General features: G+C 48.9%; 15 protein-coding genes. 2 read left to right on the top strand and 13 right to left on the bottom strand.

Going from position 1 to position 15383, the window contains the following annotated elements; translation table 11 throughout:
• Positions 1-222: 222 nt before the first annotated feature.
• The 3 genes from phoU to ABXR35_RS03770 form a co-directional block, all read right to left on the bottom strand.
• Entirely contained in the window at positions 223-882 is a 660-nt protein-coding gene (gene phoU / locus ABXR35_RS03780) for a phosphate signaling complex protein PhoU (protein ID WP_367055650.1), read from the bottom strand.
• A gap of 58 nt (positions 883-940) precedes the next feature.
• A complete protein-coding gene (pstB, locus tag ABXR35_RS03775) occupies positions 941-1726 on the bottom strand; it encodes a phosphate ABC transporter ATP-binding protein PstB (RefSeq protein ID WP_367055647.1) in 786 nt (261 codons plus the stop codon).
• Positions 1727-1824: 98 nt separating this feature from the next.
• Positions 1825-2877 carry a methyl-accepting chemotaxis protein gene (locus ABXR35_RS03770; protein WP_367055644.1) on the bottom strand — a complete coding sequence of 351 codons (1053 nt, stop codon included), beginning with the start codon at positions 2875-2877 and terminating at the stop codon, positions 1825-1827.
• 50 nt (positions 2878-2927) lie between these two features.
• Between ABXR35_RS03770 and ABXR35_RS03765 the strand changes: the two genes are divergently transcribed.
• Positions 2928-3137 carry a hypothetical protein gene (locus ABXR35_RS03765; RefSeq protein ID WP_367055641.1) on the top strand — a complete coding sequence of 70 codons (210 nt, stop codon included), beginning with the start codon at positions 2928-2930 and terminating at the stop codon, positions 3135-3137.
• A gap of 69 nt (positions 3138-3206) precedes the next feature.
• A complete protein-coding gene (locus tag ABXR35_RS03760; protein ID WP_367055638.1) occupies positions 3207-3392 on the top strand; it encodes a hypothetical protein in 186 nt (61 codons plus the stop codon).
• A gap of 109 nt (positions 3393-3501) precedes the next feature.
• Here ABXR35_RS03760 and ABXR35_RS03755 read toward each other — a convergent pair whose 3' ends face one another.
• The 10 genes from ABXR35_RS03755 to ABXR35_RS03710 form a co-directional block, all read right to left on the bottom strand.
• Positions 3502-4233, bottom strand: a complete 732-nt coding sequence (locus ABXR35_RS03755; protein WP_367055635.1) for a response regulator transcription factor — start codon at positions 4231-4233, stop codon at positions 3502-3504.
• Between the two features lie 205 nt (positions 4234-4438).
• Positions 4439-6256, bottom strand: coding sequence for a two-component system histidine kinase PnpS (gene pnpS / locus ABXR35_RS03750; protein ID WP_367055632.1), 1818 nt, complete (start codon positions 6254-6256; stop codon positions 4439-4441).
• Positions 6257-6265: 9 nt separating this feature from the next.
• Positions 6266-7261: a bile acid:sodium symporter family protein gene (locus ABXR35_RS03745; RefSeq protein WP_367055629.1), complete on the bottom strand. Its 996-nt coding sequence runs from the start codon at positions 7259-7261 to the stop codon at positions 6266-6268.
• Positions 7262-7589: 328 nt separating this feature from the next.
• Positions 7590-8156 carry a type 4a pilus biogenesis protein PilO gene (locus ABXR35_RS03740; RefSeq protein WP_367055626.1) on the bottom strand — a complete coding sequence of 189 codons (567 nt, stop codon included), beginning with the start codon at positions 8154-8156 and terminating at the stop codon, positions 7590-7592.
• Positions 8140-9822 (bottom strand): pilus assembly protein PilM, encoded by a 1683-nt coding sequence (pilM, locus tag ABXR35_RS03735; RefSeq protein ID WP_367055623.1) that lies wholly within the window; start codon positions 9820-9822, stop codon positions 8140-8142. Before pilM ends, ABXR35_RS03740 begins: the two co-directional genes overlap by 17 nt.
• Before the next feature lie 16 nt (positions 9823-9838).
• Complete coding sequence (locus ABXR35_RS03730; protein ID WP_367055620.1) at positions 9839-10594, bottom strand: prepilin peptidase; 756 nt, start codon at positions 10592-10594, stop codon at positions 9839-9841.
• A 134-nt stretch (positions 10595-10728) separates the two neighbouring features.
• Positions 10729-11196, bottom strand: a complete 468-nt coding sequence (locus tag ABXR35_RS03725) for a type II secretion system protein (protein WP_367055617.1) — start codon at positions 11194-11196, stop codon at positions 10729-10731.
• A 58-nt stretch (positions 11197-11254) separates the two neighbouring features.
• A complete protein-coding gene (locus ABXR35_RS03720) occupies positions 11255-12460 on the bottom strand; it encodes a type II secretion system F family protein (protein WP_367055614.1) in 1206 nt (401 codons plus the stop codon).
• The gene (locus ABXR35_RS03715) at positions 12460-13509 is read right to left on the bottom strand and encodes a type IV pilus twitching motility protein PilT (RefSeq protein WP_367055611.1); all 1050 of its coding nucleotides are present in this window, start codon (positions 13507-13509) and stop codon (positions 12460-12462) included. Before ABXR35_RS03715 ends, ABXR35_RS03720 begins: the two co-directional genes overlap by 1 nt.
• A gap of 80 nt (positions 13510-13589) precedes the next feature.
• The gene (locus ABXR35_RS03710; protein ID WP_367055608.1) at positions 13590-15254 is read right to left on the bottom strand and encodes a GspE/PulE family protein; all 1665 of its coding nucleotides are present in this window, start codon (positions 15252-15254) and stop codon (positions 13590-13592) included.
• Positions 15255-15383 lie beyond the last annotated feature (129 nt).

Raw genomic sequence — 15383 nt, 5'->3', positions numbered from 1 at the left:
ACCACAAGGGCATCACTTCCAAAACAAAAGCACCGGAAACTTGTCCGGTGCTTGCAGAGAAAACAGGTTGATATGAAATTGACGATTACGATGAATTGCGAGGTTGCGCGGAACGCTCGAAAAAACGTGTTTGTACATGTACATAGTATAGATGCCATCGGCATTCTTCTTGGACTTCAATATCTTCGAGGGTTGACGATGAAATCTACAGTGATTCTATGATCAGCTGTTCAGATCGGGACGTTTGCCGGTCACCAGATAAACGACGCTTTCGGCAATATTGGTAGCATGGTCGGCGATACGCTCGATATACCGTCCGGTCAGATTGAGCAGCATCACCTGTGGACCATCTGTTCCGTTTTCCTTCATATGCTCGTGTAGCTCGCGGATCATGCCGCTGTACAGATGATCGACCTGATCGTCATCGACGCCAACTTTATGCGCCAGATCGGTATTTTCATCCAAATACGAGCGAATGGAATCCTGCGTCATCTGTACCACAATCTCCGACATTTGTGGAATGTCCTTGAGCGGCTTGATCAATTCGGCGCCTTGCAGTCGCAGTGTAACCTTAGCAACATCAAGCGCCAGATCGCCCATACGCTCCAGATCGCTGGAGATTTTGAATGCTACGATGATGCGACGCAAGTCCTTGGCGACTGGCTGCTGCGTGACGATCAGACGAGAGCCGATGTCCATTACTTTTTCTTCGAGTTCATTCAGACGATAGTCGTTGTCCACGACCTGCTTTGCCTGATTGATATTTTTGTTTTGAAGCGATTGTACCGCTTCTTGCAATGCGTCTACAACATGATCTCCCATCGCTGTGAGCAGATCGCGCAGTTCGTATAGACTTTCGTCAAATTCTTTCCGGTTGGGCATACATGATCCTCCTATTAACTTGTTCAAATGTCCACGGGCAATTGCCGAGTGGCAAATATCAGCCAAAACGTCCAGAAATGTAATCCTCTGTACGTGAATCTGTCGGATTGGAGAACATTTCGGTCGTATCGGTTGACTCCACCACTTCACCGTTCAGGAAAAAGGCGGTCTGATCGGAAATCCGTGCTGCTTGGTGCATATTGTGCGTTACCATGACAATCGTATAATCCTTTTTCAAATCCTGCGTCAGTTCCTCAATTTTAAGCGTGGAAATCGGGTCCAGCGCAGATGTCGCTTCATCCATCAGCAAAATATCCGGCTGACCCGCAATCGCACGGGCGATACAAAGACGCTGCTGCTGACCGCCGGACAAGCTGAAAGCAGATTTCTTGAGATAATCCTTCACTTCTTCCCACAGCGCGGATTGGCGCAGACTGCGTTCCACAATATTGTCCAGCTCGGCTTTGGATTTTACACCGTGCAGACGTGGACCGTAGGCAACATTCTCATAGATCGATTTCGGAAATGGATTCGGCTGCTGGAATACCATACCGACCTGCTGACGCAGACTTTCCACTTCCACATCGTCTCCATAAATGTCGGAGCCAGCAATTTCCACTTTGCCTTCGATGCGTGTGCCTGGAATCATATCGTTCATCCGGTTCAAGGTGCGCAATAATGTTGATTTGCCGCAGCCGGATGGTCCAATAAAGGCAGTGACCGCTTTTTCCTCAATATTTAATGCAATATTTTTAAGAGCATGATGCTTCTCATAGTACAAGTTCAATTGTTCGATGCGAATAATGTCTGACACAAGGTCACACTCCCCTGATTCTCTATTCATACCTATCGACATCCCTATGGATGCCAGCATCTATAAATCATACGGGATATTTGTAAACCGAGAACTTCCGAATTGTAAAGGCAGTGTAAAAATTACGATTACGCCTGTCGTTCCAACTCCTGCCGCACAAGAGTTGTCAATCGACTTGCTTCGCCTGCCGTGTTCAGCAGTTGCGCTGCCTGCTCTGTTGCCTCGTCTGCCGAAGAAGCCATTTCGGCAAACAACTGATCCGCCTGCTGAATACGAATCATGCTGTCATCCATCGTCCGCTCCGCCGTCTGGCTGGATTCGGCAGATTGACCGATCATGCCGTTTAGATTACCAAGCAGTCGTCCAATATCCGACGACATGACCGTAATTCTCTCCGATAGTAGTCTCATCTCAGAGGCAACAACCGCAAAGCCGCGTCCTGCCTGCATAGCGCGTGCTGCTTCGATGGAGGCATTGAGCGCCAGCATACTGCTCTGCCCAGCGAGCTGCGCCACATCATCGACTACTTTGCGCGCTTGAACTGTCTGCTCTAGCATCTGCTCCGCCTGTACACGCTGATGATTGACCAGCCGCTGCGCTTGTTGAAAGCTGTGCGTCGCTTCATTCAACTGCTGATGACCACTGACGGTCCGTTCCTTGATATACAGCAATTGCTGCGATGTCTGGCGGGCAGCATTGCTAACGGTGCCAACTGCTTCCGCAATCTGGTGCATGAAATCGCCAGATTGCCGCAGCGATAACACCCGCTGTTGCTCTGAGCGCGCCTGCAAATGACGTGCCAGCTCCATCAGATCACGAATCGTAATCACACCGACGAGCTTCCCTTGCTCTGTCAACATCACACATTCATAAAAAGCTTCGCCTTGACGTGCCAATGCCGCATCAACAACAACAGACGGATCATTGCTAATCTGCATAATGAGCGGCTCTGGCTGACTAAAACGGCTCGTGGGACGCGTATAATACAGTTCGCTAGCAAACCGACTCGCCATCCGTCGGTAAAATTGCTCTCGCATCACAAGTGCCTGCGGGATATTCTGCTCATTGCAGATGGCGACACAGGGCATCTGCTGATCATTACGGAAGCGTTGCAGCGTATCGCCACAGTTTTCCGTTTCTGGGATACCGGGTACGGTCAGCAAATAATGCCGCAGCTGCAATTCTGGGCGCTCCCCTTCCGGCGGAATGGAATGCGTATGTGGTAGTGTTGATGGGGATGGAACCGATTGGGAGACAGCGTCCGTTGGAGCAGACGCTGGATTTGATGGATTCCACTGCTTCCTTTGATTCAACTGCTTGCTTTGCTCCGTTTGCTTCGTTATATGGACTTGCTTGTCATGAGTTGCCAGAGACTGTTTTGCTGAAAATGAAGCTGAATGATCGTTTCGATTTTCAGACAGCGATTGGTGCTCAGAGCTAGCAGACGATGCTCTCTTGTCAGTAGGTGTAACGTGCTTCATGGTAGATGATATAGGAGCAATTTCGGCGATTGGCTGATGCGGTATCGACGTTTTTTGGATGTGTGGAGATGGCTGTGGATGATGGATTGCAGATTGTAATGGTTGCTGCGAATCAAGGGCTGCTGCTGTATGGTCATCCGTCTGGGACGATGAAAGGATCGGTTGGCTTTGTCGTTCTTTCAGAGCAGGGCTGGTCAAGGTCATACACTCCTTAGTTCTTTAGTAGCACTCTTACCTATAAGACTAAAGGATTATTGTAAAATGAAAGCTATACTTGACGCATGATTATGTAAGACGTTACAAAAAAAGATGCTCGTCACTCCGTTAACCGGAATGAGGAGCACCTGTTTTTTTGCGAACGACCAATTTATAGCCGACACCGCGAATGGAATCGATATGTACCGAATCCGGGTCCAGTTCTAGCTTTTTGCGCAGAGAGCTGACGTGAACATCAACCGTACGCTGTCCACCGATATAGTCAAAGCCCCAGACTGCATTCATCAGATCATCACGTGTCATAACGACGCCGGGCTTGCGTGCAAGGTATAGCAATACTTCAAACTCTTTGGGACGTAGCGTAATCTGTTGCGTACCTAGCGCCACTTCGTATTTATCCGGGTAGATCATCAGATCACCTAGCTCGATGCGACTTTCTTGTACATCTTCGTCCACTGGCTGATCCTCACGTCCCGTTGCGCGCCGTAATACAGCAGCTACACGGGCAAGCAGCTCGGATACGCCAAATGGCTTGGTGATATAGTCATCGGCTCCGGCTTTCAGCCCTTCCACGACTTCTTCCTCCGCGTTTTTGGCTGTTAAAATAACAACCGGCGTACGAATGCCGGAGCTTCTCAGCTTGCGTAAAATATCCAATCCCGACATGCCAGGCAGCATCAAATCGAGCAAAATCAGCTCAAAGGATTCGTTCTGCGCTCTTTCCAGACCAGCACTGCCATGATCCTCTACCGTCACTTCATATCCTTCTTGTGTCAGGTTGTAGGATAACAGCCGGGACAACGTTGATTCATCTTCAATGACCAGCAATCGTTTCGTCATGGTAACCTCCACTCGGGTTTACATTTCATTCACCGTGACCAGCATATCACTATTTTGTTAACAGAGTGTAAAATAAAATAATTTGATTCGCGTACCATTCGATATTCATCAACATGGATGTGGCAAAACCAGTATGCTACTGCATGAAACAACACAGCAGCATACATTCATTTTACAATTTCTAGAAAACATTGTCTGCCCCAGATTACAAATCGTATTCGTCTCCTTGCAGCAGCGGCAGATTGACGGTAAAGGTAGAGCCGATATGAACCTCACTCTCTACCGTCACGACTCCATGATGCAGCTCCACGAGATGCTTGACGATCGACAAGCCCAGCCCGGTGCCGCCTGAACTGCGCGAACGCGCCTTGTCCACTCGATAAAAGCGTTCAAAAATACGTGGTAAATCCTTACGCGGAATGCCCATGCCTGTATCGGTCACATCGAATACAATCCGTTCCTCGCCTCGCTCAGAGAGCGTTTCACGTACCGCTAGCTTCACCATACCGCCATCCTGCGTATAGTTAATCGCATTGGAGATCAGATTGACGAATATCTGCCGTAGCCGATCTTCATCCGCCTCCATAAACAATTCCTCTGGTACATTCATTTCCAGCGTAATCTTCTTCTTCGCCGCCGATGAATTGAGCATCTCGCGAATCGTCTCGAAAAACGATTGTAGATGAATCGGGGAAAATTCGAGCGGCGAGCGCTTGGATTCGATTTTGGACAATTCCAGAATATCGCCGATCAACCGATTCAGCCGCTCACTCTCGTCATAAATGATCTGCAAAAACGAGCGTGCCGTTTGCTCATCATTCACGCCGCCACTGAGCAAGGTCTCAGCAAAACCTTTGACCGCTGCAATCGGCGTCTTCAACTCATGCGAGACGTTAGCGACGAATTCGCTGCGCATTCGTTCTAGACGACGAATATTGGATACGTCCTGAATCAGGAACAACATGCCGCGATACGCATCATCATCCTCGAACATCGGTACCCCGTCGATTTCAATCAAGCGTGGCTCTGGATTATACAGCGTCTGCTCATCATGAATGCGCTCCTTGCGCCGCAGCCCTTCGCCCAACAAACGGCTCAGTTCATAATGCTGCTTCAAATCATGATACGGTCTGCCGATCATACGCCGCGAATTGATGCTGAGCATCTCTTCGGCAAAACGGTTGACCAATGCAATTTTGCCGCCATCGTCAACCATGACCATACCGCCGGTCATGTTGGCAAGCACGCTTTGCAGCAGGTCTTCATTATCACGAATCACCTTGAGCTGCATTTCCAAGCTGTCCGCCATATTGTCGATTGCTTTCCCCAGCTCGCCGATCTCATCCTGACGTTCCAGCTTCACACGCGCTCCATAATCCAGCCGCGAGATTCGATTGGCAACGCGAGTAATATGTTCCAGCGGACGTGTGAGACTGGCAGCGACATAATAACTGACTAGCGCCGCCACAATAAACAGCACTAGCAAGCTGATGCCCATAATGGTCCATGCGCTTCGCACGCCGTCCTCCACTGCGGTCAAGCTCATCGATAGGCGAATATAGCCGTTGAATGTATCGCCTTTACTAACGGGTGCAGCGACATACAGCATATTTTCCTTCAATGTACTGCTGTAACGAATGGCACTACCGACACCTTGTTTCTGAGCGGCAACAATCTCTTCGCGGGTACTATGGTTGTTCATACCGCGCGGATCACTTTCCGAATCGCCGATAACTGTACCGTCCAGCTCGATAAAGGTCACTCTAGAATCAGTCAGTTTACCAAGCTCTTGCGCTTGCTGTGTGTAATAGTCCAATATGCTGTTAGCGGGTTGCCCGACCGTACCGACGGCTTGAAAAGCAAAGGTCGTTTCCAGCAGCCGAATTTCGCGCAGCATATTGTCTTCCAATGTTTTCTCATGCGAGCTTTTGTAAATATGCGCCATCGTAAAAGCAGCTGCCAAACCGAGAACAGCGAGCAGCAGCATAATGATCAGCGTGAGGCGAATGCGGAACGGTTTCATGCGGAAGATTCAATCTCCTTTAATAGAATGGGCTTCCTTGAGCCGCTGTTTGCTACGGTAGGCAGCGATACGCACAAAGATCGAATATTGTAGCGTTGCCATCGGCTGTTGCAGCATAATGCCAAGCACTACCGGTACAGCCGCTTGCGGTGTAAAATAGCTCATCGCAATGACCATACCGACCGAAATATTGCGCATACCAGAAGCGTAAGCAAGCGTCGCGGGCAACTCAAGGCCTTTTGCGCGAAGTATACCAGAACAAACGTAACCGAGTCCATAGCAAAGCGTTACGATGATCAATACTGCAGGCACAACCAATAGTAAATCGTTCTTCAGCGCACTTAGTTGCGGCGCAATCGCAGCGGCATTGAGCAGCACCACACCAGCAAAACAAAGCTTGGATAGCGGTAAAGTAACTGGTGCCGACCACTGCTTGAACCGACCACCGGATAACTCGTATACGACCATGCCCAACAGCGTAGGTAGCACGATAATCAGCATGAGATCGCTAATCATACCCCATGTATCAAAATGAACGTCCGCTCCGAAAAAGAGCTTAATCAGCACCGGTACGACAAAGGGACTGATGGCGGAATCGACGATCACCATCGCCAACGCAAGTGCCACATTCCCAGATGACATGCTAACCCAGAGCACAGACGATACGCCTAGCGGAATCGCGGTAAACAGAACGAGTCCAATCGTATAGGGGGAATCAGGTCCAAACATCAATTGACCAAGCTCGTATGCTAGCAATGGAGCCACCAAATGTGTGACAAGCAACGTGACGAATACCGGTGCCGGTCGACGTAATACCCCTTGCACATGCTGACGACCGCAACCGATTCCCATCACAAAAGTAACATACGCAAATAAATACGGAATCCAGCCCACATAATCTTTTAGCTGATGGGACAACAGAAAACCGAGCACCAAGGTGCACGGAATAATAGCAAACATATATTTTTCAAAGAGGGCAGTAAAATGTCCGGTCCATTCTCTCATCTAGTTTCATCTCCAGAGTGTGTGTTTGGGCTACGATGATTATTATGATACCACATGTTTTTGGAGGAAAAGGTATATAGGGCAAAAAAGGTTAACGTGTGCATTTTAGTATAAAAAGAATGTTGGAGTATGGCAGCAATGTTCATAGGAGGCAAAATCACTTCAAAAAGAGACCAAGCGAATATGCTTCCTTACAACGGCACGAACCTTTTGCAATGGCATATTTGGTAGGATTATACCTCCGCAGATCGCAGCAACAAAAAAGCCCTTCGGAAGTTGATCCGCTGGGCTTGATGGAGTTGTGAAATTAGAAGTGTGGTGTTTCTTTTTATTGCGTGTAATAGGCGGTAAAGACGACTTTGGCTGTGATGAACGGAGTCGCTTTGGATGCTTTGTATGGTTCGTCAAAGCTGAAGGAATCGACCGTAATCAGCCGTGGGAGTTTTTGCAGTTCACGCAGCCAGTTTTTGATCTCGGTGTAGCCGCCTTCGATTTGCGCGCTCATTTGAAGCTGACCACCTGGAATTTGCAGCGATTGAGCATCAGGCGATGTGGTCGTCTCGGTTGCTGCATTTTTGGTCGCAAACGCAATGTTCGTCAGGCGGGCGTTGCTTTTTTGTGCAACCTGCTGCAAGGACAATAGCAATTGCTCACTTTGGTCCGTAGACGGAACGGCTTGCTCGACGGTGTCTTGACTAGCGGAGTTGCTTTTCAGTTCAATGACCTTTTGCTGTAACAGGGCTGTTTCTTCCTGCATCTGAGCAATATTCTGATCGTATTGTACAGATCGTTCGCTCAGTGGACGCACACCAAGCATGTACACAGCTAGCAGAATCAGAAACAGCAGGGACAGACCGAGCAGCAGAGCAGGACGTGATTTAGTTAGCTGTTCCATTAGAGCCCTCCGTTCCAGTTATCGTTGTACCTGTTGTTCCCTGCTGGGATGTTGACGATGTGCTTGACGCTGGTGTTGTGCTTGATGTTGGCGATGTTGCGGATGTATCCGATGTGGTCGTGCCTGTTGGATTGGCAGTACCATTCTGCGCCGTGGCAGGAGATTGTAAATGGATCGTATAGACGACAGAATACAGTTGCAGCGGCACGACACTGGTGGAGTTCGCTGCTGCGGTATTGTCGCGGGATGCTGTATTAATATCTACGCCATTCGCAAAAGACATGCCGCGCAGTTTGAGCAAATATGCCGAAGCGTCAGCCAATGTACGCACATTGACTGTCAACTGAATATTGCTACTGCGATCAAAAGCAATATTGCGCATCGCACCGCCTGCGGGCAAGGCACTGCGCAGCTGACCAAGCACGTTCACAACGTCCATTTTGTACTGGATCACAGCATTCATGATCGCTTGTGCACTGGAACCGCCGCTTCCGCCATTACCGCTTAGCTTGTTCAGTTCAAGTTGTGCCGTCGTATTTTCATCTGTTAATTGCTGAATTTGCTGCTCTTGAGCATTGATTCGCGCATGATAATCAAAATAACCAAACAGCGTCAATCCCATCAGCAACACCCAGATTGCCGCTGCGCCAATCAATACATAGGAGCTTTGCTGCTTGCTCCGCTCTGTACGTGGCAGCAGATTGATCGTTTGCTGTCCTTCACGGCTCAGGGCGGCACCCACTGCCATCCGATAATCGTTTAGTTCGGCGTCTCTACGAAAGGCACCATTGCCCGATTGAAAGTCCACATTCGACAATTGCAGATCGGTTAGCGCATCATTCAAGCCCATTTCCAGCAATGCACGCTCACGGTCGGAGCCAGTAACGACAATATTCTCAATCCGCACCGATCCGTCATGCAGACTATACTGATAAAAGTTCAGCATGCGCAAAATCTCGGCTGTAATATCGCCGAGACTTTCCTCGGTTAAATGGCGATGTTCCTCTTCGCTGTAATAATCATTTTCTGGCAGTGCCAATGTAATCGTCCGCATAAATACCGGATGACCGGAGCGGAACATGTACATATCCAGTACACGACCATTAATTTGCAGCAGCATCGTTTCCGCAAACTGCAAATTCTGCTCCATCATGACAGCGCGTGCCAATGAGGTGGTCGCCATCTCTACGGACGCAACGCGCATACCAGCTTGTTCCAATAGCTGTACATAGCTCTTAACCATCTGACTGGGCGCAGCAAATACGAGCAAATGCGCTTCGTCTGCATCCGTACCCGTCACAATATAATCATATACTGGGTCTTCAAAGGGAAGGTGCATGCCTGTTTCCACTTCAAGCTGAACGAGCTGTGCCGCTTGTTTGACAGATGAAACTGGAATGCTCATCGTGCGCACGAGAATGCGAGACGGCGGAATGGATAAGGATACTGATTTGCCCTTTAGCCCTTCCTTTGCAATCCAGCCGCGCAGCAGCTGACGTAGTGTTTCTTCATCTTCGATTTGGTTTTCGACGATAACACCAGCGGGCAGCGGGAGAAACCGTTTCTGCTCTAACTCCCACTGCTTTTTCTTTTTTAGGGAAACATAGCGGATACCGGTTTGTTCGATCGATAGACCTGCATGTGTCGATGATTTGAATTGCAGCATATGCGATGCTTTCCTCCTATGCGAACAGCGAGAGATACCCGCTGATAATGGATGGTCCGTATACGTAGGCGATCAGTGTACCAGCAGCTAGAAAGGGACCGAATGGAATCGGCTGCTGTTTGCCATTTTTGCCAATGGAGCGTAGAATGAGCCCGGCGATCAAGCCCAGCAGACAACCTGTAAAAAGCGCGACCAGCATACTAGACAAGCCTAGCACCCAACCATATAACGCAAATAATTTGATGTCTCCCATACCCATACCGCCGCGACTAGCTAGCGCCGCAATGAGCAAAATCAGTCCACCGCCAATCCCGCCTGCGAGGTGGCTCCATAATGAGGTGAACGGGAACAGCAATACCAGTACTACCAGAATCGGCAAAAAGAACAGCAAAATCCAGTTCGGAATCTTCATGACATGTATATCGGCTATAGTAATAATGACTGATAAACTGATCAGCACCAGTCCAGTCAGTGTATCCATACTCCAGCCATATTCCAGATACATCCACAGAAATAGCAGTCCAGTGATAGCTTCGCCTGCCGGATATAGCATCGATACCGGTGCCTCACAGTGACGACAGCGCCCCCTGCTCCAAATGTAGCTGAATACAGGCACCATATCGGCAGCCGTCAGTCGTGTACCGCAGTGCGGACAGCGCGAAGGCGGATGAATGACCGACTCCCCTGCTGGAACACGCAGAGCGACGACATTATAAAAAGACCCCAGTACCATACCAAGAATGAGCATATAGATTCCGATCAGTATTGTCATTGCGGTTCACGTTCACTTTCCTATTGCAGAATTTAAACAGGAACCGGAGTCGTGTTCCGGTTCCTGTGGTAGCTTTCGCTTTGGTTCGATAATGAATAGCTCAACCTGTGAAATTACATACCTGTTGATTTCAGTTAAGAAGATTTAGTGACAGCAAGTACTTCCGCAGCGGTATACGTTTTTGTTACTACTGGCGAGCTTGCATCTACTAGAACAACACTAGCCAATTTACCATTGGCATCAAAAGTAACTTTAGAGTTCGTCGCATCAATTGCTTTCTTAGTACTTGGCAATACCAGTGTAGCATCCAAGAAGTTACCTGTTTGCATTTGAGCAACAGTTACAGTTTGACTAGTGAAATCACCATTGTTTTGATTGATAACATACATACGAGCGGCACCATACACTTGAGAAGCGGTGTTTACGTCAGCATCTGTTCTTGATTTATTGATGATATTACCAATCAACGGTACGGCGATAACTGCGATAATGCCGAGGATAACGATAACTGCCAAAAGCTCAATCAGTGTGAATCCTTTTTCGTCTTTACCCAGTGCTTTGAATCCTTTTTTACCAAATGCTTTCAAGTTTGTGCTCAACATTGTATTTCCCCCAATGAATGAATTTGAATGGTAATGCATCTATATCATCGTTTGACGATTATAGCGAGTTATAAAGGCTAAACATCGGCAGCATAATGGCTGCAACGATAATGCCTACGACGGCTGCCAGAAAGACAATCAACAACGGTTCAATCAGTGATTTGAGACGGTCAACGGTATTTTCCACATCCATCTCGTAAAAGTCAGCGACTTTGGCAAGCATCTGATCCAGTGCACCGGTTTCTTCGCCGATAGCGATCATTTGTGTGACCATCGGCGGGAATACCCATGCCTTTTTAAGCGGATCGGACAGCGGTTGTCCTTTGCGCAGCGATTCACTGGCTTCGTTCAAATACCGCTCAATCACGCGATTCCCTGCTACCTCCGTCACAATCGATAGCGATTGCAATACGGGAACTGAGCTGGCATAGAGGGACGAGAAGGTACGGGCAAACTGAGCGATCGAGCCTTTCTGATTTAGCATGCCGAAGACTGGCATTTTCAGTTTGGCATAATCGATCCAGTAAGCACCTTTGTCCGAACGCTTCATCAGCACAAAGCCGATAATCAACAATAGTAGAACAAGTGCCCAGATGTACCATTGATGCTGAATACTTTTACTGAGTGCCAACACGACGACGGTAATCGTCGGCAGCTTGGCATTCATGGAAGCGAACATATCGACAAACTGTGGCACAATCGCCCACAACAGATAGATTGTAACTACTACCGCTAGAATACCGACGGTCACCGGATAAGCGAGTGCGGATTTGATCTTCTCTTTGGTGACATGTCGCTTTTCAAAATAAACGGCTAGTCGCTCCAGCGTATGTTCCAGATCGCCGGACTCTTCGCCCGCGCGGATCATGCTGATAAAGAGACGTGGAAAAATCTTTTGCTGATCCTGAATTGCTTGCGATAGCGACACCCCGCGCATTAGCCTTGAGTGTACATCCTGCAACGCTTTGCGTAGCACCTTGCTCTCCGTCTGCTCCGCTAGAATACGGGTCGCATCCAGAATTGTCACGCCCGCTTTGATCAAGGTGGCAAACTGGCGACAATAGACGATAAAGTCGAGCGTTTTGACCGGATTACCAATATAAATGTCCTTGGTGAGCAGCGTAATGCGCTTCTCTTCTAGTGAAAATACGGTCAAGCCACGGCGCCGTAATTCCTCCAGCGCTGCCGTTTTGTCGGAAGCGCTCAGCGTGCCTTTTAATTCCTTACCATTGACGGTGCGAACCTGATATTGAAACTGCTTCATCAGACGCTCACCTCCGGCACGTATAGACGACCGATTGCCGGATCAATCTTGCCGTATTGCATCAGATCACGAATACTCATCTCCAGCGTGTGCATACCCTGCTGCTTGCCGGTTTGCATCATGCTGCGAATCTGGTGCGTCTTCTCGGTACGGATTAGATTGGCAATCGCCGGTGTGTTAACCAGAATCTCGGTCGCACACGCCCGTCCCATGCCATCCAGCGTCGGCAACAGCCGCTGCGAGATAATCGCGGTGAGTACCGCTGCCAGTTGAATCCGAATCTGTCCTTGCTGATGGGCAGGGAACACATCAATGATCCGATCCACAGTCTGCGGAGCATCACTCGTATGCAGCGTTGCCAGCACCAGATGCCCCGTTTCAGCAGCAGTTACGGCGGCGGCGATTGTTTCCAAGTCGCGCATCTCACCGACGAGCAGCACATCCGGGTCCTGCCGAAGCGCAGAACGGATTCCACTGGCAAAGCTCGCGGTATCACTCCCCACCTCCCGCTGATTGATCAGTGAACGCTTATGCGTATGCACATACTCAATCGGATCTTCCAGTGTTACGATGTGTCTGGATTGACGGTTATTGATAGAACCGATCATCGCGGCAAGAGTGGAGGATTTACCACTACCAGTCGGACCTGTTACGAGAATTAAGCCTTGATGACGCTCGGTCAGACCTTTTAACAGCGGCGGCAATCCAAGCTGCTCTAGCGTCGGAATTTCATTGGTAATGCGGCGAGCGGCGATGCTGACCGCTCCCTTTTGCCGGAATATATTGATTCGGTAGCGTGCGCTGTTCTCTACGGCATATGAAAAGTCCATATCGCCCGTTTGTTGAAAATGAGCGTATCGGTCATCGCCAAGCAGTTGCAGCGCCATCTGCCCAATCTGTTCACCGGTTAGCGGTTCTTTGGAGCGGGCATCCAGCTTCCCGTTCACACGCATCACCGGCGGAGAACCGGCGGACAGATGCAGATCGGAAGCTTCCAATCGTACCATATCGGTCAGCATCTGCCGGATATCCGGGTGTGTATCGTTCATTACTTCATTCCCCCTGTCTCTTGCCGGCTTCAAACATGGTATTGCCTAGAGTATTCGCCATGATAGAGATTTTCTTGCAATTAATAGGAGACTGTTTCACGCATCACTTCCTGTAGGGTCGTTACGCCTTCGCCTACTTTGCGTAAGCCGTCTTCCATCAACGTAATCATCTGCTGTTCAGCGGCAGCGTTACGAATCGTTTCCAGCGATGCTTCTTGAGAAATAATTTCACGCATATGCTGATCAATCTTCAGTACTTCATGAATCGCCACCCGACCGCGATAACCGGTATGGTTACAGTTCCCGCAGCCTTTACCACGTTGTAATCGATCGGTTGGAATGCCTCGGCTTTGCAGCAAGACCGCTTCCTGTTCCGTCGGCTCGTAATGCTGACGACAATCAGGGCATACGCGGCGAACGAGACGCTGAGACACAATCCCAAGCAACGACGAGGCGATCAGATACGATTCCACGCCCATGTCCTGCAAACGCATCACGGTACTCACCGCATCATTCGTATGCAGTGTGGATAAGACAAGGTGACCAGTCAATGAGGCACGAATGGCGATTTCCGCCGTTTCGTTATCCCGAATTTCCCCCACCATGATGATGTTCGGGTCCTGACGCAAAATCGAACGTAAGCCAGATGCAAAAGTTAAACCAATCCCCGGATTGACCTGTACCTGATTGACTCCCTCCAACTGGTACTCCACCGGATCTTCGACGGTAATGATATTGGACGTCTCCACATTCAGCACATTCAGTGCCGAGTACAGCGTGGTCGTCTTTCCGCTACCGGTCGGACCGGTAATCAGCAAAATGCCATACGGCTGCTGAATCATTTCGCGAAATGCGTCTGCATTGTGAGTATTGAAGCCAAGCTGATCAATCGGCTTCACCCCGGTACTCAGATCGAGTAGACGCATAACGATCTTCTCACCGTGCATCGTCGGTAGGGACGAAACACGAATATCAATCATTTTCAGATCGACCTGCAATTTGATCCGTCCATCCTGAGGCAACCGGCGTTCCGCGATATTCAGCTTCGCCATAATTTTTAAACGGGCGGTAATAAAGCCCTGCATCTGCTTTGGCAGATGACGTTCGGTGCGTAGCTGTCCGTCAATCCGATAGCGAATCACAACATCATTTTCATTCGGATCAATGTGAATATCGGAAGCACGCAGATGCGCTGCTTGCTGAATCATCTGATTGACCAGCCGTACCACTGGTGAGGATTCATCGGTAATTTCCGTTTCCTCAATCTCCTCAGTTGTCGGCAGTTCCCCCATCATCTGACTCATTGAATCGCGCAGTCCATAATAATGAGCAATTGCCCGCTGTAGCTCATCCCGACTCGAAATCGCCGGTTCAATGCGGAACCCCGTACTCATGCGCAAATCTTCAATCGCAAAATAGTCCAGTGGATCAGCCATCGCTACGAACAGCTTGCTGCCTTCCTTCATAAAGGGCAGCACTTGATAACGCTTCGCCATACTTTCTGGAATAATCTGTGTGACCGCTGAATCAATCTGATATTTGAATAGATTCACATGCGGAATACCTAACTGAAATTCCAGTACCTCGATTAGCTGCTGCTCGGTAATGTAGCCCTGTGCCAGCAGCACATCGCCTAGCTTACGCTTAGAACTTCGCTGTTCTTCCAATGCCTGATTCAATTGCTCCTGAGAGATCAGACCATTTTCGTACAGCAGGTCCCCCAGCTTCTTTTTCATAATCTTCATGTTGTTATTCATCTCCAGAATAAAATGGAAGAATCAGGATATTATAGTAACATTATCGGCAAAACAGGATGGTAGTTTATAGCTTATTTAAAAGTTTTATACAATCTTTTCCGAGCTTGCTAACTGTAA

This window comes from Paenibacillus sp. JQZ6Y-1 (assembly GCF_040719145.1).
Classification (GTDB): domain Bacteria; phylum Bacillota; class Bacilli; order Paenibacillales; family Paenibacillaceae; genus Saccharibacillus; species Saccharibacillus kandeliae.
Note: the sequence above shows the minus strand (reverse complement) of the source record. Positions and strands in the feature narration are given on the sequence as shown.

What these genes read in the sequence shown, in the direction of transcription:
- phoU (WP_367055650.1), bottom strand. Translation starts at nt 882, where the DNA reads ATGCCCAACCGGAAAGAATTTGACGAAAGTCTATACGAACTGCGCGAT.
- pstB (WP_367055647.1), bottom strand. Translation starts at nt 1,726, where the DNA reads ATGAATAGAGAATCAGGGGAGTGTGACCTTGTGTCAGACATTATTCGC.
- ABXR35_RS03765 (WP_367055641.1), top strand. Translation starts at nt 2,928, where the DNA reads ATGGGGATGGAACCGATTGGGAGACAGCGTCCGTTGGAGCAGACGCTG.
- ABXR35_RS03755 (WP_367055635.1), bottom strand. Translation starts at nt 4,233, where the DNA reads ATGACGAAACGATTGCTGGTCATTGAAGATGAATCAACGTTGTCCCGG.
- pnpS (WP_367055632.1), bottom strand. Translation starts at nt 6,256, where the DNA reads ATGAAACCGTTCCGCATTCGCCTCACGCTGATCATTATGCTGCTGCTC.
- ABXR35_RS03745 (WP_367055629.1), bottom strand. Translation starts at nt 7,261, where the DNA reads ATGAGAGAATGGACCGGACATTTTACTGCCCTCTTTGAAAAATATATG.
- ABXR35_RS03740 (WP_367055626.1), bottom strand. Translation starts at nt 8,156, where the DNA reads ATGGAACAGCTAACTAAATCACGTCCTGCTCTGCTGCTCGGTCTGTCC.
- pilM (WP_367055623.1), bottom strand. Translation starts at nt 9,822, where the DNA reads ATGCTGCAATTCAAATCATCGACACATGCAGGTCTATCGATCGAACAA.
- ABXR35_RS03730 (WP_367055620.1), bottom strand. Translation starts at nt 10,594, where the DNA reads ATGACAATACTGATCGGAATCTATATGCTCATTCTTGGTATGGTACTG.
- ABXR35_RS03725 (WP_367055617.1), bottom strand. Translation starts at nt 11,196, where the DNA reads ATGTTGAGCACAAACTTGAAAGCATTTGGTAAAAAAGGATTCAAAGCA.
- ABXR35_RS03720 (WP_367055614.1), bottom strand. Translation starts at nt 12,460, where the DNA reads ATGAAGCAGTTTCAATATCAGGTTCGCACCGTCAATGGTAAGGAATTA.
- ABXR35_RS03715 (WP_367055611.1), bottom strand. Translation starts at nt 13,509, where the DNA reads ATGAACGATACACACCCGGATATCCGGCAGATGCTGACCGATATGGTA.
- ABXR35_RS03710 (WP_367055608.1), bottom strand. Translation starts at nt 15,254, where the DNA reads ATGAAGATTATGAAAAAGAAGCTGGGGGACCTGCTGTACGAAAATGGT.